General features: G+C 51.0%; 16 protein-coding genes and 1 pseudogene. 7 read left to right on the forward strand and 10 right to left on the reverse strand.

Annotation, left to right across the window (positions count from 1 at the left end):
• Positions 1-75 precede the first annotated feature (75 nt).
• The 4 genes from AC0IWZ_RS11210 to ebgR all read right to left on the reverse strand — a co-directional run bounded on the left by AC0IWZ_RS11210 (position 76) and on the right by ebgR (position 6,289).
• Positions 76-1,566, reverse strand: coding sequence for an amino acid permease (locus tag AC0IWZ_RS11210; protein ID WP_471677311.1), 1,491 nt, complete (start codon positions 1,564-1,566; stop codon positions 76-78).
• A gap of 93 nt (positions 1,567-1,659) precedes the next feature.
• A complete protein-coding gene (locus AC0IWZ_RS11215) occupies positions 1,660-2,112 on the reverse strand; it encodes a beta-galactosidase subunit beta (RefSeq protein WP_471677310.1) in 453 nt (150 codons plus the stop codon).
• Positions 2,113-2,125: 13 nt separating this feature from the next.
• Positions 2,126-5,152, reverse strand: coding sequence for a beta-galactosidase subunit alpha (gene ebgA, locus AC0IWZ_RS11220; protein ID WP_471677309.1), 3,027 nt, complete (start codon positions 5,150-5,152; stop codon positions 2,126-2,128).
• Between the two features lie 150 nt (positions 5,153-5,302).
• A complete protein-coding gene (gene ebgR / locus AC0IWZ_RS11225) occupies positions 5,303-6,289 on the reverse strand; it encodes a transcriptional regulator EbgR (RefSeq protein ID WP_471677308.1) in 987 nt (328 codons plus the stop codon).
• A gap of 333 nt (positions 6,290-6,622) precedes the next feature.
• Here ebgR and ygjJ point away from each other — a divergent pair, with 333 nt between their 5' ends.
• Both ygjJ and ygjK read left to right on the forward strand, forming a co-directional pair.
• Positions 6,623-7,690, forward strand: coding sequence for a protein YgjJ (ygjJ, locus tag AC0IWZ_RS11230; RefSeq protein ID WP_471677307.1), 1,068 nt, complete (start codon positions 6,623-6,625; stop codon positions 7,688-7,690).
• A 9-nt stretch (positions 7,691-7,699) separates the two neighbouring features.
• Complete coding sequence (gene ygjK / locus AC0IWZ_RS11235) at positions 7,700-10,072, forward strand: alpha-glucosidase (protein ID WP_471680501.1); 2,373 nt, start codon at positions 7,700-7,702, stop codon at positions 10,070-10,072.
• Between the two features lie 174 nt (positions 10,073-10,246).
• Here the strand turns inward: ygjK and AC0IWZ_RS11240 are convergent, their stop codons facing one another.
• Positions 10,247-10,498, reverse strand: coding sequence for a GlsB/YeaQ/YmgE family stress response membrane protein (locus AC0IWZ_RS11240; RefSeq protein ID WP_034495894.1), 252 nt, complete (start codon positions 10,496-10,498; stop codon positions 10,247-10,249).
• 231 nt (positions 10,499-10,729) lie between these two features.
• Here AC0IWZ_RS11240 and ycgR point away from each other — a divergent pair, with 231 nt between their 5' ends.
• Positions 10,730-11,461: a flagellar brake protein YcgR gene (ycgR, locus tag AC0IWZ_RS11245; protein ID WP_034496295.1), complete on the forward strand. Its 732-nt coding sequence runs from the start codon at positions 10,730-10,732 to the stop codon at positions 11,459-11,461.
• Here the strand turns inward: ycgR and emtA are convergent, their stop codons facing one another.
• Positions 11,462-12,070: a membrane-bound lytic murein transglycosylase EmtA gene (gene emtA / locus AC0IWZ_RS11250; RefSeq protein ID WP_410372991.1), complete on the reverse strand. Its 609-nt coding sequence runs from the start codon at positions 12,068-12,070 to the stop codon at positions 11,462-11,464. It lies immediately after the preceding gene.
• A gap of 97 nt (positions 12,071-12,167) precedes the next feature.
• On the opposite strand from emtA, the gene ldcA reads away from it, so the two are divergent.
• Both ldcA and AC0IWZ_RS11260 read left to right on the forward strand, forming a co-directional pair.
• Positions 12,168-13,079 carry a muramoyltetrapeptide carboxypeptidase gene (ldcA, locus tag AC0IWZ_RS11255; protein WP_034495897.1) on the forward strand — a complete coding sequence of 304 codons (912 nt, stop codon included), beginning with the start codon at positions 12,168-12,170 and terminating at the stop codon, positions 13,077-13,079.
• A 100-nt stretch (positions 13,080-13,179) separates the two neighbouring features.
• A pseudogene (locus tag AC0IWZ_RS11260) lies at positions 13,180-14,844 on the forward strand (potassium/proton antiporter); the annotation flags it as partial.
• Here AC0IWZ_RS11260 and AC0IWZ_RS11265 read toward each other — a convergent pair.
• Genes AC0IWZ_RS11265 through AC0IWZ_RS11275 form a run of 3 tightly spaced genes read right to left on the reverse strand, consistent with a single transcriptional unit; the run spans position 14,785 to position 17,369 of the window.
• Positions 14,785-14,943, reverse strand: coding sequence for a hypothetical protein (locus AC0IWZ_RS11265; RefSeq protein WP_425591300.1), 159 nt, complete (start codon positions 14,941-14,943; stop codon positions 14,785-14,787). The pseudogene AC0IWZ_RS11260 and the gene AC0IWZ_RS11265 sit on opposite strands and share 60 nt — an antisense overlap.
• A 32-nt stretch (positions 14,944-14,975) precedes the next feature.
• Positions 14,976-16,049: a catabolic alanine racemase DadX gene (dadX, locus tag AC0IWZ_RS11270; RefSeq protein ID WP_471677305.1), complete on the reverse strand. Its 1,074-nt coding sequence runs from the start codon at positions 16,047-16,049 to the stop codon at positions 14,976-14,978.
• A 21-nt stretch (positions 16,050-16,070) separates the two neighbouring features.
• Positions 16,071-17,369 carry a D-amino acid dehydrogenase gene (locus AC0IWZ_RS11275; protein WP_471677304.1) on the reverse strand — a complete coding sequence of 433 codons (1,299 nt, stop codon included), beginning with the start codon at positions 17,367-17,369 and terminating at the stop codon, positions 16,071-16,073.
• A 326-nt stretch (positions 17,370-17,695) separates the two neighbouring features.
• Between AC0IWZ_RS11275 and AC0IWZ_RS11280 the strand changes: the two genes are divergently transcribed.
• Positions 17,696-19,231 (forward strand): SpoVR family protein, encoded by a 1,536-nt coding sequence (locus tag AC0IWZ_RS11280; RefSeq protein WP_471677303.1) that lies wholly within the window; start codon positions 17,696-17,698, stop codon positions 19,229-19,231.
• 64 nt (positions 19,232-19,295) lie between these two features.
• Here AC0IWZ_RS11280 and fadR read toward each other — a convergent pair whose 3' ends face one another.
• Complete coding sequence (gene fadR / locus AC0IWZ_RS11285) at positions 19,296-20,015, reverse strand: fatty acid metabolism transcriptional regulator FadR (RefSeq protein ID WP_034495902.1); 720 nt, start codon at positions 20,013-20,015, stop codon at positions 19,296-19,298.
• 298 nt (positions 20,016-20,313) lie between these two features.
• On the opposite strand from fadR, the gene nhaB reads away from it, so the two are divergent.
• Positions 20,314-21,879 (forward strand): Na(+)/H(+) antiporter NhaB, encoded by a 1,566-nt coding sequence (nhaB, locus tag AC0IWZ_RS11290; protein WP_471679059.1) that lies wholly within the window; start codon positions 20,314-20,316, stop codon positions 21,877-21,879.
• Positions 21,880-22,022: the final 143 nt, after the last annotated feature.

Here is a 22,022-nt window from a genome sequence, read left to right on the forward strand (position 1 = left end):
GCTGCGCTTATCCGACCTACGGCACGGTGTTGTAGGGCGGATAAGCGCAGCGTCATCCGCCATTTATTTGACCTTCTACAAATTCACACTTCTGGCAATATTCACTTCCGTCTTTGCGCCGCCCTGCTGCTCCAGCGCAATCTTCGCCAGCGGTGTATCCGCTTCATAACGCCCGGCTTTATCCAGCGTCTTCTCGTATTTATTGTATTTCCACCACGCGTAGCCGAGGAAGATCACCAGCCCGCCCACGTTATAAAACACGATAGTCATGATGCTCGCCCCGGTTGGGAAGGTCGAAGCGATAAACCCGACGGTGAAAATGACAATCAGCACGCTGACAATGGCAATACCTTGCATCCGCGACCCCATGCGGAAGTCACGATTCACTTCGTCGTACTTCAGGCGCAAGTTCAGGTACGCCAGCATGATAAACAGCGGTGGCAACATGGAAGCCGCAGCGGTCATGTTAATCAACGTGTTCATCAATTCCTGCACGCTACCGGAGCCTACGGTTGGGATAAGCATCAATGGAATCACGATTAAGAACTGAATCCAGGCCGCGCGCGTTGGCACGCCATGCTGGTTCAGGCGCACGGTTTTCTCACCAAAAATACCTTTAGGGATTTCGGTAAAGAAGATTTTCACCGGCGCCGCCGTCCACATCAGCAACGAGCCAAACATCGCAGTAAAGGAAACAATCCCGACGAAGCGATTCATCACCGTGGTTGGCAAGCCGAAATGACGCGCCAGCCCCTCAAACACCTGCACCGTACCGCCGGTGTAGTGCAGATCAGCTTTATGCACAAAGACGTTAATCAGCAAGGAGGAAATGGTATACAGGCCGCCAATAAATAAGCCCGACAGGATAATGACTTTAACAAATGCCTTGCTGCCACCTTTGACGTCGTTAACGTAAACCGCCACGGATTCAGCACCACCCGCAGCCTGGAATATCCACGCGATAATCCCTAAGAATGCCCAGCTAAACTGCGGCGTAATCGCCTCAACGTTAATAGGGTCTGCCGGTTCCACTCCGCCGATAACTGCCGCACCCGCCAGAACGATGTAAGAGAAAGTTAGCAATAACATCAATGTGGAAGTGACTGATGTCATCGGCCCAAGCAATTTCGCGCCATGGTTAGAAATCCAGGTCGAGAAAGCAAACAGGCAGATAGAAATTATGGCCGTGGTTAATGGCGTGAAAATATAGTCATAACCGAGGAACGCATAGGACGCGTAAGCAATAACCCTTGGCAATAATGCCGTGAAGAAAAACAGGTTCACAAACCAGTAAGTGTAAGCGGTGATAAACGCCCAGCGTCCACCGAGTGCACTTTTTACCCATGCATAAACGCCTGCTTCTGAATTACGGTTGAGTGAGACAAATTCCGCAATAATTAAACAGAATGGAATAAAGTAAATCAGCGTTGCCACCAGGAAAACCGGCGCGGAGGCAATGCCGAGTTGGATATTATTATTAATAACGTTGTTGAAGCTAAATACCGCCGCAAACGTCATGGCTAATAATCCGAACTTGCCAATCGTGTTTCTGTTTGTTGAAGCCATGAGAACTCCACATTGTGTAGGATACTTTAATTAGTGCTTTTCGTAGGTCGGATTAGCGCAAGCGCCATCCGACATTTGTGTTACGTCCGCACCTTATTTGTTTAAGAAATACGTTTCCTCAACGGTGACTTTTAAGATCACTTTCTTGACGTCTTTACCCTGCGAGAACCGGTGTGCCTGGTGGTTTTCACAGATGATGACGTTGCCAGCCTTGAGTTCATGCCGCACGCCCTGCCCGCTGAAAAACTCGCGGTCACTTTCATCGCGATAAGCCATCTCAGGCGTCAAGGCGCTTTTATCCGCAACCTCAATGGACTCGTGCCCGCTAAGGTAATAATGCACATCGAAATAGCGGCGGTTGCCTTCAAATAATTCCCCGTTGTGTGCATTACCTTCGGCAAGGCGATAAACCAGCGAGTCACCAATCGAATAAAAAACATTTGGCTTAATGTTATTAAGGTTATTGATAGCCTCGATACAGCGTTGCCATTTTTTGCCCGCCCGATAAACGCTCTTAAATTCATCTAAGGTATTTAAAATAATCATGTTGCTTGCCTCATCAGGAATGTGCGCAATCGGTTTGTGATTTACGGAATGGCACCATAGTGAAACCGTATTCGAATGTTTTGAGATACACCCGGAACGAGTCCAGCACTTCGGAACCCCAGGAGTTGGAACCCAGGCCGAGGATTTGGTCGTCAAGGTTGAGCGTCAGGTAATCACTCGCTTCCAGTTCGTTGATGTGTTGCGCCTGTTGCAGCATTTCTGCGCTATACGGCCAGAGGCTGAAGTTAATCGGCCTGCGCGGCTGAATGAAAATTCCGTTGCCCTTTTCATCTTCCACGCTCAGCCAGCGCACGTCTTGTCGATTACCGTTGTCTTGCGGGAACGGGTAGTTTTCAAACAGGCTTTCAACGGGCTGGCGATAACGACCAATCAGGTTGCTCTGGCAGCTATCGGCATAGTTTTCACCCGGCCCGCGTCCGTAATATTCCACCTGCTTAAAGCGTTTGCTGATGCCAAAATCGAGACCTATTTTGGGAATAATGGCCTGATAGTTGCCATACGGCTGGCCGGATAAATTCAGCGTGACGTGGCCTGAAGGTGTAATTCGCCACTGATAAGTGCAGCGCATACCGAAATCAAACACCGGCGGTGCAATGGTGCTGTCAATTTCAATCACCTGATCATCACCCTGAGAGAAGTGGCGCATTTCGCGGAAGTTATGCTGCATCAGATGTACGTGATACGGCTGCCACAACCCTTCAAATTCCTGCTTATGGTTATCAATCGTCGGCTTAAAGAAAGTCAGATGCGGAGCACGCCCAACAATTTCTTCGCCGTCGACTAACCATGATGTCAGCTCGCCGCTCAGGCGGCAGAAAGTCAGAGAAAAGCCCTGGCCGCGAATCACCTGTTGATGTTGCAGGGTTTCACTTTGAAGTGCGTCGGATTTCTCCACCGGCAGCGGTTCACGTTCTGCCGCTGGCTGGCGTAAAACCTGGAAATGACCGAGCGGATGCATCGCTTCGCTGTAAGGTGTAGCGCTGCGTTTCACGATTTCAACGTTGATGAACACTTCACCCGCCGGCAATTCTGGCGGCGTGAGCGGTAACGCTTCGGACTCGCCCGGCAGCAAATGCGGCAGTGCCAGCGTTTGTTGCGCGAGGATTTTGCCGTCAACCTGATAAGCCACACGGAATTCAATATCACCCAGCGTGCTATACCAGTAGCGGTTTTCCACCTGCAAAACGTCGGCCTGCGCAGTCTCAAGAATGTTCACCGGGCAAAGCACTTGTTTGTATTCGCGCAAACCCGGCCCAGGACGCTGATCGGGGTAAATCAGACCATCCATGCAGAAGTTATAGTTGTTCGGGTAATCGCCATAATCGCCACCGTACTGGTAACGCTCGCGACCTTGTTCGTCATGCACCAGTAAACCGTGGTCGCACCACTCCCAGATGTAATGCCCTTGCAAAGATTTATGCTGGTTAAACACCGCCTGATATTGCGCCAGTCCGCCCGGCCCGTTGCCCATCGCATGGGCGTATTCGCAGATAATGCGCGGTTTTGGATGCGGATATTCACCGAAGGCATTCATCATAGAAACACGGGAATACATGGTGCTGATCACGTCCACCACTTCGGCATCGCGGTCTTCTTCGTAATGCACCAGACGCGTGGGGTCGAGTTGCTTGCAGCGCGCCGCCATGGCACGAATATTACAGCCGTAACCCGACTCGTTACCCAATGACCAGATGATGATCGACGGATGGTTTTTCTGCGCCTGAACGTGGCGTTCAATACGTTCGACATAAGCGTGCTCCCACGCAGGGTCGTCGGTAATCCGGCTGATGTTGCCGACGTTGGCAAAACCATGGCTTTCGAGGTCAGTTTCCGCCATCACAAATAGACCGTACTGGTCGCATAGCGCGTAAAAACGCGGGTCGTTCGGATAATGGGCGGTGCGAACGGAGTTAATGTTGTGCTGCTTCATCAGAATGATGTCGCGCTCAACACGCGCCATATCCACGGCGCGCCCTTTTTTGTGGTCGTGATCGTGGCGGTTTACGCCATGTAATTTCAGGTAGCGACCGTTTACATAAAACAGGCCATCGCGGACTTTAATATCGCGGAACCCAACCTGCTGCGGCACCACTTCGACAATGTCGCCCTGGGGATCGCGCAGGGTTAACAGCAACAAATAGAGATTGGGATGTTCGGCGTTCCACTGTTTTGGCTGTTGGACGGGCATGACAAACTGGCATGACGCTTCACGCTGCACGGTCAGCGCAGCGTGGTTTTGCTGCGCCACGCATTTCTCGCCGTCAAAAAGTTGCGCGTGAAGCTGATAGCCTGCCGCCGTCGCGGTATTGTTGTGTAGCACGCAAGAGATCTGAAGTTCGGCATCACAGTAGTTTTCATCAAACTCAGTGGCAACGGTGAAGTCTTGCAAGTGAACGAGTGGCTGACCTATCAGATAAACGTCGCGGAAGATTCCCGCCATCCACCACATATCCTGATCTTCGATATAGGTGGAATCGGCCCATTGCATCACCCGCACGCTCAGTAAATTTGCGCCTGCGTGGGCATAAGGGCTGAGGTCAAACTCGGCACTCAGGCGGCTACCTTTGCTGAACCCGACATAGTGACCATTCAGATAAACTTCAAAATAGGTTTCTACACCATCGAATTTGATGATGATTTGGCGTTGCAGCCAGTCGGCTGGCAGCGTGAATTCGCGCTGATATGCCCCGGTAGGGTTGTTGGTCGGGACGTGCGGGACATCAATCGGGAAGGGATATCCTTCGTCGGTATATTGCAGATTGCCGTGGCCTTCCATTTGCCACATCCCCGGAACGGTGATTTCGCCCCAGGTTTTCATCGGCTCACGGTAAAATTCAGCGGGGACTTTTTCAGGGTGATCGAAGTAGTTAAAGGCCCACTTGCCACTGAGCAACATAAACCCCTGGCTTGAAGCGCGGTTAAGTTCTTTGGCCTGTTCAACGCTTTTGTAGCTATGGAACCAGGCGCGAGCTGGCAGTCGGTTCTCAGATTGTTTATCTATGTTTTCCCAGTTCTTCACGCTTACATCCTCTTTACGTGTGTCTGGGCCAACAATAGTAAATATTTACTAAAACTAAAAATTAAAGTTTACTAAATGACGAGGGGATCACAATAAATCGCCCTGGTCGTTTTCACCAGGATCAGGACGATTTTCTGTTAGTTATTGATTTTATTCAGATGGAGTGGTGGTGTCGCGCAACTGTAACGAACTGGGAACGAAGACCGAAAGAGGAATGGTTCGTTCATCACGAATGCGCTCCATCAGCAGGTTAACCGCCTGCGCGCCGATGGTTTCAGAATGAATGCGCACAGTAGAAAGCGCCGGGTAAACAAAACGCGCGGTAGGAATATCGTTGACGCTAATCAGCGCCATTTGCTCGGGTACTTTCACACCGTGCTCATGTAGCGCACGTAAGACGCCAATCGCGATGGAATCGGTCGCTACAAACAGCGCCGGTGGGTAATCATCTGATGTAGAAAGCATTTTAAGCGCACACTGATAGCCGGCCTGGCTACTAAAATCGCCAAAATAGACATCTTCTGCCTTTACCACTTTCTTACGGCGACCATATTCCACAAACGCCTGCTCACGTTGATCGGCATAGTCAAGGTCATCGCGCCCGCCAATAAAACCGATACGCTGATAGCCCCGGGAAATAAAGTAGTCGATGACTTTCTGGCTGATTTTGGCTAAATCCACACTGACGCAGTCAAAGCGCGGGTCGCTGGTGATGCCATCAAGATAAACCAGCGGCAGTTCCTGCTGCTCGAGCAGCGCCTGAGCGGCTGGCTGAGGTTTACCAATTATCAGTAAACCATCCGCGGACGCCAACGCACGGTCGCCTTTAAAGTCATAGCAAGATACCAGGGTGATACCCAATTTTTCACATTGAGTTTCAATGCCATAGCGCATCGCCAGATAATAGGGATCGTTAATTTCTAACTCTTGCCCGTGCGTATAGAGGGCTGCGAACGTCAGGCGCTGACTGGCCTGGCGTTTTGCGCTCGGAACTTTATATTCCAGCCGTTCTGCGGCTTCGAGGATTTTCTGACGAGTCTGGCTTTTCACGCTCAACGTGGGATCGTCATTGAGCACGCGTGAAACCGTGGCGACAGACACCTGAGCCGCTTGCGCGATTTCCTTCAAAGTAGCCATAACATCCTAATAATCATGCGATGAAAACAATATACCCAGAATAATTCGAGTTGCATCGCGGCTGCAAGAGAGCGAGTCCCTGGGAGCTTAGTAAACTAAGTGACCTGGGTGTGCGAGCGTAGCCAACAATGATGCAGCTTGAAGTATGACGGGTATAGATTAATGTCATCGCGAGTCTCTGTATACCTCTGCGTTTAACCTGCGTAGTCGCAATTTGAAGTTGTGACGCAGTTATCGGTTTATCAATCTAAGTATATTTTTTAGTAAAATATTAACTAACATAACGACCATTCCGCTGACTGATAACAGCAAAAACGACAAGGAATGGCTTTCATGGCAAGGATTTTATCCGCAATACCGCTGGTGTTACTGCTGGCCCCGTTAGGGAGTTTACACGCCGCCGAAGCCGTTGTTCCGGCTGAACGGCAAACTCCACCCCCCCCTGCACTTGCGGAAGACAACGCTAAAACGACATTTCGCTTTTATGGTGAAATGGGTTTAGGGGGCAGCGTTTATCTCAATGGCGACGACAAGCACAAATACAGTGACGGCACCTACATCGAAGGCGGCCTTGAAGTCAAACACGGTAACTGGTTCGGGTTGTTGTATGGCGAAGGCTGGACGGTGCAAGCTGACCATCAAGGCAACGCGTGGGTTCCCGACCATAGCTGGGGCGGTTTTGAAGGCGGTATCAACCGTTTTTATGGCGGCTACCGCACCGACAAAGGCACCGAATTGATTTTAAGTGGGCGTAACGATTCGTCGCTGGACGATCTGCAATGGTGGGGCGACTTCACGCCGGAATACGGCTACGTCATCCCAAACACCCGCGATTTAACCTACGCCGCCAAGTTGCAAAACCTGACGGGTAAATTACGTTACAGTGTCACTGCTGCACCGGAAAGCCGTGTCGATGAAAGCAAGGCGTGGCTGCATTTTGGAAAATATGACCGCTATTCAGATAAATACACCTATCGGGCGATGATCAACGGCTATCTTCAATACGATATTCAGGAAGGTTTAACCCTGCTCAACGGGCTGGAAGTCACAGACGGTACCGGGCAACTTTATCTGATTGGCTTGCAGGGTAAACACCTTGCAGGACGCGCCTGGCATCACACCGGTAAAGGTGATGGTTATAACCCGGGGAGCGAAAGCGGCATGATGATGAGTGGCATGATTGAACCCGCTAAAGGCTTATACCTTTCTACCGCATACAGTTACGCCAAACACGAACTGGATAACGCCGATGACCAAACGACATCCTACGCACAGTTTGGTATCTGGTATGAGTATTTTGGCGGGAAACTCGCCACCGCACTGGACAGCCGTTTTTATCTTGATAACGACACCACCGAGGCCAGCAATTCGGTCTTCGTCATGCAATATTTTTACTGGTAAGGATACGACATGAACCCCCTCTTCCGTCTCGCTCCGATTGCCGCCCTGCTGGTTCTTGCCGGGTGCAAAGCTCCACATCACGATACCCAGGCGTTACAAGCCAGTCAGTTCCGCAATGTTATCGACCGCACCGGCGCACCGCAGGCGATGCTCGATTACGATTTTGATGAACATCAGCGCTTTAATCCGCTCTTTGATGACGGTGCCTGGCACGGGCATTTGCTGCCCGCCAACAGTGAAGGCATGGGGGGATTCCCCGGCCCGGCACTGCTGACCGAAGAATACATCAATTTTATGGCGAATAATTTTGACCGTATGAGCGTGTATAAAAACGGCCAAAAAGTGGCGTTTACCCTGCAGGCGTACAGCATTCCAGGCGCTCTGATTCAGACGCTGACCGCCCCTGGCGTCATGGTAAAAATGACGCTGCGGTTTGTCACATCGCGCACGTCATTGCTGGCAACAGAAATCACCACCGACGCACCGCTGGAGCTGGTTTGGGACGGTGAATTGCTCGAGAAATATCATCTTCAGGAGCAAAAACCAAAGTCCACTGAAACCATTACCCAGGCCTTCCCGGATTATAACCGTGTGCTGCATGCCACGCCGGATGGCCTGAATGTGACATTTGGCAAAGTGCGAGCGCCATCCAACCTGATGACTTCCGGCGAGTCGCAATATCAAATCCATAAAACCTTGCCAATGCGCACACAGATCGAGGGACATCGATTCGTGGCCAAAGCCAATATTGAAGGCTCAACCACCGTTTACACCACCTACTCTCACCTGTTAACGGCGGCGGAAGTGCAGAAAGAACAGGGCAAAATTCACGATATTCTCAATAATCCGCAAACGTATCTGACCGCATCGGAACAACGCTGGGAAGGCTATTTGAAAACGGGTTTGAATAACCCGGATGCCACGACGGCACAAACTCGCGTGGCGGTGAAGGCTATCGAAACGCTCAATGGAAACTGGCGTGGCGTGGCGGGTGCGATGAAATTTGATTCGGTGACGCCTTCAGTTACCGGGCGCTGGTTCTCAGGCAACCAGACCTGGCCGTGGGATACCTGGAAACAGGCGTACGCAATGGCGCATTTTAACCCGGACGTCGCCAAAGATAATATTCGCGCGGTGTTCGCCTGGCAAATCCCGAAGGATGACCCGATTCGCCCGTGGGACGCAGGTTTTGTGCCGGATTTAATTGCCTATAACACCAGCCCGGAGCGCGGCGGTGACGGTGGCAACTGGAACGAGCGCAACACCAAGCCAAGCCTTGCCGCCTGGTCGGTGATGGAGGTGTACAAAACCACCGGCGACAAAGGCTGGCTTGAAGAAATGTATCCGCATTTGGTGGCCTATCACGACTGGTGGCTGCGCAACCGTGACCACAACGGGAATGGGATTCCTGAATATGGTGCAACGCGCGACAAAGCCCATAACACCGCCAAAGGCGAGATGATCTTTACCGTCAAACGCGGCAATAAAGAACAAAAAATGGTGGGGCTGGATAATTACAACCGCGTCTTGCGCAGCGGGAAATATGACAGCATTGATATTCCTGCGCAGGTTGCCGCATCGTGGGAGTCCGGGCGCGATGACGCCGCCGTGTTCGGTTTTATCGACCCGGATCAGCTACAACGTTACCTGGATAAAGGCGGCAAACGCGAAGACTGGCAGGTTCTGTTTGCTGAAAACCACGCCCCCGATGGCACTCTGCTCGGCTATTCACTGCTGCAAGAGTCAGTGGACCAGGCAAGCTACATGTATAGCGACAGCAGCTATCTGGCAGAAATGGCGAAGATCCTCGGCAAGTCTGAAGATGAACAACGCTTTAGTCAGCACGCCAAAAAACTGGCTGATTACATCAACACCTGCATGTTTGACAATATCACCGGGTTCTATTACGACATTCGTATCGAAGATAAACCGCTGGCAAATGGTTGCGCAGGCAAACCGTTAGTCGCACGCGGCAAAGGGCCGGAGGGCTGGTCGCCGCTGTTTAACGGTGCGGCAACTCAGGCCCATGCCGATGCCGTGGTAAAAGTCATGAAAGACCCGAAAGAGTTTAATACCTACGTGCCATTGGGGACGGCTGCACTCACCAACCCGGCCTTTGGAGCAGATATTTACTGGCGAGGGCGCGTGTGGGTGGATCAGTTCTACTTTGGTCTGAAAGGGATGGAGCGTTACGGATATCGAGCGGACGCGGTGGAGATGGCAAACCGATTCTTTGCTCATGCCAATGGCCTGACGAGTGACGGCCCTATTCGCGAAAACTACAACCCGCTTAACGGCGAACAACAGGGCGCGCCGAACTTCTCATGGAGTGCTGCGCACCTTTATATGTTGTACAACGATTTCTTTACTCAAAAACAGTAAACGTAAAACGGCCCCAAAAGGGGCCGTTACACAATAGGTTAAGACCTATCCTCTAAATAATTGGAGTTGCATCAAGGCGGCAAACTCAGGAATCCCCAGGAGCTTACTCGAGTAAGTGACTGGGGTGAGTGAGTGCAGCCAACGCCGAGGCGGCTTCAAGTATGACGAGGATAGTTAGCGTCGTACCATGCGATAAATAATCAACACAATAATCGCCCCCGCCACTGCGACCAGGAAGCTTGGAAAATTAAAGCCCGTCACACTGCCGCCGATATGCAGGAATGTGGCAATCCATCCACCAACAACCGCACCGATGATCCCCAAAATACAGGTCACAATGAAACCGCCGCCATCTTTACCAGGCATAATCAGTTTTGCAATTACACCAGCAATCAAACCGAAAATAATCCAGGCCAGAATACCCATATTGAACGTCCTCTTCATTATTGTGTGTGGTAACAAGCCAGAATCCACATTGGTTTGGCAATGGGTTCTGTCTGTCGGTACGCTAAGTATAATCAAGTGTTAGAAAAATGTGACTGACCTCACTAACTTATTGAATTTACCCTATTAACTCTCTGAGATTTATCTTAAGTTTTTTTGCTTTATGCCGATAACTGCTTGCACAACTATCAAAAACACAACATGGACCTGGCCTTGAGTAACTATAACGAGCAGTTTCTGAAACAAAGTCCTCTGGCAGTATTAGGCGTGTTACGTGATCTTCATAAAAACCAGGTACCAATACGGTTGAGTTGGTCATCCGGGCAGTTTATTAGCAAGATTCTTGAGGTCACAGCTTCAGGTTTGATTGTGGATTTTGGTAGCCAGACGCAGGAAAACCAGGCGGCGCAAAAGGCAACGAATATTCAGTTCATCGCCGAAACCGAAGGTGCAAAGGTGGAATTTATTTTGCCTAAAATGCAGGCGGTGAATTACCTGAACTTACCCGCTTTCCACGCCCCACTCCCGCAGGCGTTATGGTTTGTGCAACGCCGGGAATATTTCCGTATCACCGCCCCGCTGCAACCGTATTACCACTGCACTGCGATGCTTCCGAACGGTTCGCCTTTCCAGTTCAGGCTGTGTGATTTGTCATTAGGTGGGATGGGCGCGCTACTTGACGGGCCATTACCGGAAGGATTAAGCGCGGGCATGCGTTTTTCGCAGGTGGAAATGGATTTAGTGCAGTGGGGGAAATTCCACTTTGATATGCAACTGATAACGCTTTCGGAACGAAAAGTGATCGGCAGTAAAAATGAAACTGTCAGCACGCCACGCCTGAGTTTCCGCTTTCTAAATGTTAACCCGGCCGTTGAACGCGAATTACAGCGCATTATCTTCGCACTGGAGCGTTCCGCTCGTGAGAAAGCAGGCCGGGTTAAGTAGTTACATCGCGTTCAATGCTTTGGAAACTTTATACAAATAACGCGGCGCCTGTGGTGCCGGGTGGTTCTTCGCTATGTATTCGTAAAATTCGTCCGGGCTGAGATCATTGATTTCGTCAATGGCATCTTTGCGATCGGAGGAAAACGTTCTCAGCAACGCGCCCGCACCATTGGCATAAGACGCCAGTAATGCGTATTGCATCGTTTGCGGATCTTCAATGCCAGCCAGAATACCGTGCTCAAGAATGCTTAAGTAGGCCGTCCCAATCGAGATATTACGTGCCGGGTCTTTTAGCTCGCTGGTTGATGGCTGCCCGCCCCACCCTAAATGACGATACACGTCTTTGCCTGCCGTTGAGGCTTTAATCTGCATCAGGCCAACCGCATTGGACTTACTGACCAGCGTAGGGTTGCCACCTGACTCCACCGCAATAATCGCAGTAATGACTCGTGGGCTAACGCCCCACTCTTTTGCTGCCTGATCGGTGATCGGCATCCATGTTAGTGCGCGTTGTACCGGTTTTGTCGGATCCCACTCGGGTTGTTTTGTGGAGTGGCTGGAACAGCCAGCTATAAACAGAACCAACACAATCAGCCATCTTATATTCACACGTATTATCCTTTACTAATATTCATCGCCGTCAGGCGGGTGACAACACCCGTTTCAAGCGGCATGATAACCAATTCACTTTCAGCAAGGAAATGCCATGTCGACGATTCGTTTAATTGCCCCTTCAGGTTTCTGTGTTAATCAGGCCGCCGCGGCTCGCGGTATCGAGCGCCTGAAAGCCTCGGGCCATCGGGTAGAAAACCAATCTGTGGTACCACGGCGTTTTCAGCGTTTTGCCGGAACGGACGAACAACGACTGGCAGATATTCAGGATTTATCTGCACTTCCTGAAGAATGCGACATCGTTCTGGCGGTGCGTGGAGGCTACGGTGCCACACGCCTGCTCGAACGTATCGACTATTCCCGGCTCGGACTTGCCTTCCGCCAACGCACGCCGATTATCTGCGGGCACAGCGATTTCACGGCTATTCAACTCGCGCTGCTGTCGCAGACCGGTACCGTCACGTTTAGTGGCCCTATGCTGGCCGGTAATTTTGGTGCAGATGAGCTCAATAGTTTTACCTGGCAGCATTTTTGGCAGGCGATTACTGAGCCGAAATTTACGCTGAACTGGCAAAGCCCGACGCCTGCGTGTTCCGCGAGCGGCACCCTTTGGGGCGGTAACCTGGCGATGCTGGTTTCGCTGATTGGCTCGCCGTGGCTGAGCGTGATTGATGGCGGTATTTTGGTGGTCGAAGATATCAACGAACATCCTTTCCGTGTGGAACGATTGTTGTTGCAACTTCATCACGCCGGGATTTTAGCGCGCCAGAAAGCGCTGATTTTGGGCAGCTTCAATGGCGCAACCTTAAGCGATTATGACGGCGACTATAATTTCGATGAGATGTGTCGAATGTTGCAGCAGCGGTTGTCTATTCCTGTGCTGCGTGGTTTACCGTTTGGACACGAACCAGAAACCGTTACCCTGCCATTAGGCGCTTATGGAGAACTGCAACACGACGGGCAGACTGCGAGTCTCACCATCAGCGGTCATCCAGTAATGAGATAAAATAAGTAGAATATGCCCCTCAGAAAGCACAATGAATCAATGCTTTCCGTGTTAAAATTTGCTTCACGAATAGAGTCACACGCAAAGGAGAAAGATAATTTTGGACGCAGGGGCGATAGTCAGTCTGTTTATTTTAGGTTCCGTTCTGGTAACTTGTAGCATCTTATTGAGTTCTTTTTCCTCGCGTCTTGGTATCCCCATTCTGGTTATCTTCCTCGCCATCGGCATGTTGGCAGGGATTGACGGAATCGGCGGCATCCCGTTTGATAATTATCCTTTCGCGTATTTAATCAGTAACCTGGCGCTGGCGGTAATTCTGCTTGATGGCGGAATGCGCACCCAGGCCAGTTCCTTTCGCGTCGCCCTCGGCCCCGCACTTTCGCTTGCCACCGTAGGCGTGCTGATCACGTCGGGTTTAACCGGCATGGCAGCGGCCTGGCTGTTTAACCTCAACCTGATTGAAGGCCTGCTGATTGGTGCCATAGTTGGCTCGACCGATGCGGCAGCGGTGTTCTCCTTGCTGGGCGGTAAAGGGCTGAACGAACGTGTTGGCGCAACGCTCGAAATTGAGTCCGGTAGTAACGATCCGATGGCGGTGTTTTTAACCATCACGCTCATCGAGATGATTCAGCATGGGCAAACTGGCCTGAGCTGGATGTTCCTCATGGATATCATTCAACAGTTTGGTCTGGGGATTGTGCTTGGCCTTGGCGGCGGTTATTTGCTGTTGCAAATGATCAACCGTATTACGCTGCCTCAGGGCTTGTATCCCCTGCTCGCATTAAGCGGCGGGATTATGGTGTTTGGCATCACCACCGCTTTAGACGGTAGCGGGATTCTGGCGGTTTATCTGTGCGGATTCTTGCTCGGCAACCGCCCTATTCGCAGCCGCTTTGGCATTCTGCAAAATTTTGACGGCCTGGCGTGGTTTGCACAAATCGGCATGTTCCTGGTGTTGGGGCTGCTGGTTAATCCCACCGATCTGTTGCCGATTGCCATTCCGGCGCTGTTATTGTCCATCTGGATGATTTTCTTTGCGCGCCCTCTTTCTGTGTTCCTCGGCCTGCTTCCGTTCCGTGGCTTTAATCTGCGCGAGCGGGTGTTTATCAGTTGGGTTGGGTTACGCGGCGCGGTGCCGATTATCCTCGCGGTATTCCCGATGATGGCAGGGCTTGAGAACGCGCGGCTGTTCTTTAATGTGGCGTTTTTCGTGGTGCTGGTGTCGCTGTTGCTGCAAGGCACATCGCTCGGGTGGGCGGCTAAAAAAGCCAAAGTTGTGGTGCCACCCGTCGGCTGGCCGGTTTCGCGCGTCGGCCTGGATATCCACCCGGAAAACCCGTGGGAGCAGTTTGTTTACCAGTTAAGTGAAGACAAGTGGTGTATTGGCGCGTCGCTTCGTGACCTGAAAATGCCGAAAGACACGCGAATTGCCGCGCTGTTCCGGGACAATACGCTGCTGCACCCGAATGACCGCACCCGTTTGCAAGTCGGCGATGTGCTGTGTGTGATTGGCCGCGAGCGTGATTTACCCGCCCTGGGTAAAATGTTTAGCCAGTCGCCGCCAGTGGCGCTCGATCAGCGCTTCTTTGGTGACTTTATTCTCGAAGCCAGTGCGCAGTTTGCCGATGTGGCAACGATTTACGGGCTGGAACTGGATGATAACGTCGATACCCAGCAAACGCTGGGCGAATTTGTGGTCGGCATGTTAGGTGGCGCGCCGGTTGTCGGTGACCAGGTGGAGTTTGCCGGGATGATTTGGACGGTCGCCGAGAAAGAAGATAACCAGGTGCGTAAAATCGGTGTGCGCGTAGAAAGCGAAGAAACGGAGTAAATTAGGTTTGTGCCGGATGACGCTTGCGCTTATCCGGCCTACAAATGCTGGACCAGGTTAAAAGATTAGGATGTTGTAACTACGGGCACGCGCGGGGCCAAAGCGCACATTAATTCATACCCTACCGTACCCGCCGCCTGCGCCACATCATCAATTTTCACCGCATTCCCCCACAATTCAACCGGACTGCCAATTCCCGCATTCGGGCAAGGGGTCAGGTCAACGGTCAACATATCCATGGAAATGGCGCCAACGATATGAGTGAGTACGCCGTCAACACGCACTGGCGTGCCTGTCGGCGCAATGCGCGGATAGCCGTCAGCATAACCGCAGGCGACGATACCAATCCGCTGTTCGGTGTCCGCCCGATAACGACTGCCATAACCTACCGTATCGCCCGCTTTCAGATTCTGGACACCGATAATTTCACTTTGCAAACTCATGACCGGTTGCAGACCGCTGGTGGCAACATCACACCACTGGCCGCTTGGCGATGCACCATACAGGATGATCCCCGGACGAACCCAGTCAAAATGCGCTTCCGGATGCCACAACGTGGCCGCCGAGTTAGAAACAGAACGCGGGCAATCCAGCCCTTCTGCTGCTTGCTCAATGCGTTTCATCGGCTCGACTATGCCGTCGGGTTGCTCTGCATCGGCAAAATGCGCCATCAGCGTGAGTTGCCCAACGTTAGCAATAACGCGTAACTGTTGCCAGATGGAATGAACACGGTCAGGGCTGAACCCCAGGCGGTTCATCCCACTGTTTATCTTCAGGTACACATCTAATGGCGCATTCAGTTTGGCCTTGGCTAAGGCTTTGACCTGCCAGTTGCTGTGCAAACTGGTGGTTAACCGATACTCATCAAACAACGGCAATTCATCGGCGTGAAAGAAACCTTCGAGCATGAGAATCGGCCCTTTCCATCCGCGCTCACGCAGTAAAATCGCCTCTTCAATATTTAACAATGCGAAGCCGTCGGTATCACTTAATGCAGACCAGACGCGCTCAATTCCATGACCATAAGCATTCGCTTTAACGACGGACCAGACACGCGAATGGGGAGCAGCCTGGCGGACAATGTTTAAATTGTTACGCAGCGCGCTGAGGTTCAGCGTCGCAACAACCGGACGGGACATGTGTCCTCTCCTTGTTTTAATTTAGTTATGAGCGTTGTGCAGACGCTGCGAGCCTGTCGGCCTGAAACCCGGTGAGTAACGCGCCACCGCAAGATCATCAAAGGGAATGGCGGGCGTTCTTCCAGAAATTAAGTCACTGAGCATCTGGCCTGAGCCACAGGCCATCGTCCAACCCAGCGTGCCATGGCCGGTATTGAGCCACAGATTCTTGAACGGAGTGCGCCCAACAATCGGTGTGCCATCTGGCGTCATCGGACGTAGACCGGTCCAGAATGTTGCCTGCTCCACATGCCCACCACGCGGATAAAGATCACGCACGACCATTTCCAGAGTTTCACGACGCGGTTGCAGCAACTCAGTGTTAAAGCCAACAATTTCTGCCATCCCGCCCACGCGGATGCGCTGGTCAAAACGCGTGATAGCAATTTTGTATGTTTCATCGAGAATAGTCGAAACCGGCGCGCCTTGCTCGTCGGCAATCGGGATGGTCAGCGAATAGCCTTTGAGTGGATAGACAGGAATATCAACGATATTTTTCAGTAAACCAGTCGAATAGGAGCCGAAAGCGACGACATAAGCATCCGCTTTGACGACCTCTTTACCACACTGCACGCCATAAATACTTTGCCCTTCATATAGCAAACGATCGACTGGCGTGTTGAAACGAAACTCAACGCCCGCCTCTGCCGCCATACGCGCCAGATTTTGGGTAAACAGTTGGCAATCACCCGTTTCATCATTGGGTAACCGCAATCCACCGGTCAGTTTATGGGCGACATCCGCCAGAGCGGGTTCGACTTCAGCTAAGCGGCTGGCCTCAAGCAACTGGTAAGGCACGCCTGCATCTTTGAGAACAGCGATATCTTTGGCAGCATTTTCGTACTGCTGCGCGGTGCGGAACAACTGGAGCGTGCCGCCCTGCCGTCCTTCGTATTGAATATTGGTGGCATGGCGCAATTCTTTCAGGCAGTCACGGCTGTATTCCGCAAGACGTACCATGCGACCTTTGTTTTCCATGTAATGGCGCATGTCGCAGTTACGCAGCATTTGCAGCATCCATTTGAGCTGGAACTGAGTACCATCGAGGCTGATTGCCAGCGGCGCATGGCGCTGGAACATCCATTTAATGGCTTTGAGCGGAACGCCAGGTGCAGCCCATGGCGCGGCATAACCCGGCGAAATTTGCCCGGCATTCGCCGCGCTGGTTTCCATTGCCGGCCCCGCTTCCCTGTCGATAACCGTGACATCATGCCCAGCCTGGCGCAAATACCAGGCACTGCTGACACCGACTACGCCACTTCCCAGCACCACAACACGCATAACCATTCCACCATTTAGCTAAAAGAATAATCTTCTGATTACAAATTGATAACTCAGATGAAAATGTTATTCAACATATGGCTTTGTTATAGTGACTGTCCTCACATCCTGGCCTGATATAGCCGCTTCGTGATTATTGGAATCTCCTGCTTGGTACAATATTTTCAACAAAATATTATGCTGCTTATTTGATTGGTAGCGGGGTATTGGAATACGTAAATCGCGTGAAAAAAATTTTGCTTGCAGCAGCTAAGTTTCAGGAGTTGTCTATTCTTGAAAGTGAGGCTTTCCATTCAGAGAGAGCCGCCAACAATGAGGGCGCGCTGATGGCTATTGTTACTGATTCCGCCACAAAGGATTCTAAACGTCTAAGTGATGGACCTGACTGGACGTTCGAGCTTCTTGATGTCTATCTCGCTGAGATAGACCGTGTTGCCAAACTCTATCGCCTGGAGACTTATCCTCATCAAATTGAAGTGATTACCTCCGAACAAATGATGGATGCGTATTCGAGTGTCGGGATGCCGATTAACTATCCTCATTGGTCGTTTGGTAAAAAGTTCATTGAAACGGAACGGCTGTATAAGCACGGGCAACAGGGTCTGGCCTACGAAATTGTCATCAACTCCAATCCGTGTATCGCCTATCTGATGGAAGAAAACACCATCACGATGCAGGCGCTGGTGATTGCTCATGCGTGCTACGGGCATAATTCGTTCTTCAAAAACAACTACTTATTCCGTAGCTGGACGGATGCCAGCTCGATTATCGATTACCTGATTTTCGCGCGTAAATATATTACCGAGTGTGAAGAACGCTACGGCGTGGACGAAGTTGAACGTCTGCTCGACTCTTGCCATGCGTTGATGAACTACGGCGTTGACCGTTACAAACGTCCGCAAAAAATATCCCTGCAAGAAGAGACCGCCCGACAAAAAAGCCGCGAGGAGTATCTGCAAAGCCAGGTGAACACATTGTGGCGCACGCTACCACGTCGTGAAGAAGAAAAGACGGTGGCCGAAGCGCGCCGTTATCCTTCTGAGCCACAGGAAAACTTACTCTATTTTATGGAGAAAAATGCGCCGTTGCTGGAGTCCTGGCAGCGTGAGATTTTACGTATCGTGCGTAAAGTCAGCCAGTATTTTTACCCGCAGAAACAGACTCAGGTGATGAACGAAGGCTGGGCAACGTTCTGGCACTACACCATTCTCAACCATCTGTATGATGAAGGAAAAGTGACCGACAGGTTTATGCTGGAGTTCTTGCATAGCCACACCAATGTGGTGTTTCAGCCGCCGTATAACAGCCCGTGGTACAACGGAATTAACCCGTATGCACTCGGCTTCGCGATGTTCCAGGACATCAAGCGGATTTGTCAGTCACCTACTGAAGAAGACCGTTATTGGTTCCCGGATATTGCGGGTAAAGATTGGCTGGAAACGCTGCATTTCGCGATGCGCGATTTCAAAGATGAAAGTTTTATCAGCCAGTTTTTGTCGCCAAAACTGATGCGTGATTTCCGCCTGTTTACTGTGCTGGACGATGACCGCAATAACTATCTTGAAATTGCCGCCATTCATAACGAAGAGGGTTATCGCAAGATTCGTTCCGAGCTTTCTGCTCAGTACAATCTGAGTAACCTTGAGCCTAACATTCAGGTCTGGAACGTTGATTTACGTGGCGACCGTTCGCTGACTTTGCGATACATCCCGCATAACCGCGCCCCGCTGGATAAAGGCCGTCGTGAAGTGCTGAAGCATGTTCATCGCCTTTGGGGCTTTGATGTCACTCTTGAGCAGCAAAATGAAGATGGCAGTGTTGAGCTACTTGAACGCTGCCCTCCAAGGCTCAATAGTCTGTAAGCATAAAAAAACGCTTCCTTCGGGAAGCGTTTTTCGTTTTGCTGTCGGCACGGGTAATGTTCGCCTATCGGCTGTGCATCGCCAAATCGCCCGGTAAATTTTTCTGCATTCGATGCCAGATATCACCACTTTCACGCCCATAGGTACGCACGGTATCAAACACTTGATCGTGCAAACCTTGTTGGCAAATTTCAGCCAGACGATGGTAGAAACCTAACGCCAGGCTGCGTGCTTCCGGACTTGAGAAATAATGACGCCCGATACGGGTATATAACCCTTTCATTCCATTGAGGATTAGACCGTAGATCGGGTTTCCTGAAGCAAATGCCAGGCCACGGAAAATGTTGTAATCAAGCTTTGCAAACGCATCAGCATGGTCTTCAACACTGTTCGCGGTCGCCAGAACTTCTTGCGCTTTATCCGGATGCTGACGAACAGCGGTACGAATAAAAATAGTCGCGATGTTCGTTCGCACTGACAACAGGTTATCGATCAACTGCGGCACGCTGTCGTGATCGAGACGCGCCAGAGTTTCCAGAATGTTTAAACCGGAGGTTTCCCAGAAGTTGTTCACTTTGGTCGGCTTACCATGCTGAATCGTTAACCAGCCATCACGCGCCAGACGCTGAAGCACCTCGCGCAATGTGGTACGGGTCACACCAATCAGTTCGGATAATTCGCGTTCTGCCGGAAGAATAGTTCCCGGCGCGAAGCGGTTATTCCAGATACTTTCGATGATGTATTCTTCCGCGAAACCCGCTGGGCTCTGCGCCTTAATGACCATAGTATGCTTTCCATTACACAGGTTTTGCTAAAGAGACTCATCATACCAGATGCCTTGCGGCGCAGGTAGCGGTGACAAGCGCCAATTCTGGAATCATGGTTTAATTTTGTGGGTCAATCACACAACTAAAGAATATTCCTATGCCTTGATTGATAACTTGTGCGCGAGTACCCTGAAACGACACAACTGAACGCAACTTTATATTTATCCGCACTATTTCGCTTTTAAGATCGGGGAGATGGCTTCACCTCACCCGGCTTCGAGGTAATACTGATAAATGGAGCATGAAAATTCTACGATGGAAATGTCTACCGGGCGCGCGCTATTCCGCAACTTCTTAGGTCAATCACCGAACTGGTACAAACTGACTTTACTGACTTTTTTAGTCATTAACCCGTTGGTCTTTTGGTTTGTCAGCCCATTTATTGCAGGCTGGCTGTTGGTTGCAGAGTTTATTTTCACCCTCGCAATGGCATTGAAATGCTATCCCCTTCTGCCTGGAGGCCTGCTGGCCATTGAAGCGGTGTTTGTTGGGATGACCAGCGCCGATCATGTGCGGGAAGAAATTGCCTCAAATCTTGAAGTGTTGCTGCTGCTGATATTTATGGTGGCGGGCATCTACTTTATGAAGCAGCTTTTACTTCTGGTCTTTACCAAGTTGCTGCTGGGTATCCGTTCAAAAATTCTGCTTTCACTCTCTTTTTGTATCGCTGCGGCATTTTTATCCGCATTCCTGGATGCCCTCACCGTGGTCGCGGTCGTCATCAGCGTCGCGGTTGGTTTTTATGATATCTACCACCGTGTCGCCTCTACCGGGTGTCTCGATGATGATATCCAGGATGACACTCTCCTTGATTCCGATAACCGCTCCACTCTCGAACAATTCCGCGCATTTTTACGCAGCCTGATGATGCATGCCGGTGTCGGCACTGCGCTAGGTGGCGTGATGACGATGGTCGGCGAGCCGCAGAACCTGATTATTGCGAAAAGTGCGGGTTGGCATTTTGGCGATTTCCTTCTGCGTATGGCACCAGTGACAATTCCTGTTCTGATCTGTGGTTTAGCGACCTGCGTACTACTGGAGATAACCAAGATCCTCGGTTATGGCGAAAAACTGCCGGAAAAAGTTCGCGGTATTTTGCAGGATTATGATACCCAAAGTGCGCAAAAACGTACCCGTCAGGACAAAGTGAAACTGGTGGTTCAGGCGTTAATTGGCGTCTGGCTGGTGATTGCTCTGGCACTGCATCTAGCCGAGGTTGGGTTAATCGGGTTGTCGGTGATTATCTTTGCTACCGCGCTGTGCGGCGTGACTGATGAACATCAGATAGGAAAAGCATTTACCGAAGCTTTACCCTTCACCGCCCTGCTTACGGTGTTTTTCGCTGTTGTGGCCGTGATAATCGACCAGCATTTGTTTACACCCGTTATCCATTTTGTATTGCAGGCTGAACCGCATTCTCAGCTGGCGTTGTTCTATCTGTTCAACGGCATTTTGTCGTCGATTTCCGATAATGTGTTCGTCGGCACCGTTTACATCAACGAAGCGAAAGCCGCTCTTACCCACGGTATTATCGATCTCAAACAGTTTGAGTTATTGGCGGTAGCGATTAACACCGGCACGAATTTACCTTCAGTCGCCACGCCAAACGGCCAGGCCGCATTCTTGTTCCTGCTGACTTCAGCGCTGGCTCCGCTCATTCGTCTTTCGTATGGGCGCATGGTGTTGATGGCATTGCCGTATACGCTGGTACTGACGCTGGTCGGTCTGTTGTGCGTTGAATTTACTTTGGTCCCGGCAACCGAGTGGATGGCACATGCCGGTTGGATTTCATCGCCAGTAATGGATGCTGTAACGCACTAAACAAAACTAACGGGTTGTCCACCGCCCGTTTAGTTTTTTGTCTGATAAACATTCAATTAGCGTGTTATTTTGATGTGCCTACTGGCACAGAAATCGAATTCGTTTACACTGCCGACTCAACGCATGTTGCAGGGATACTGATT

Source organism: Buttiauxella sp. AC142, from assembly GCF_979253435.1.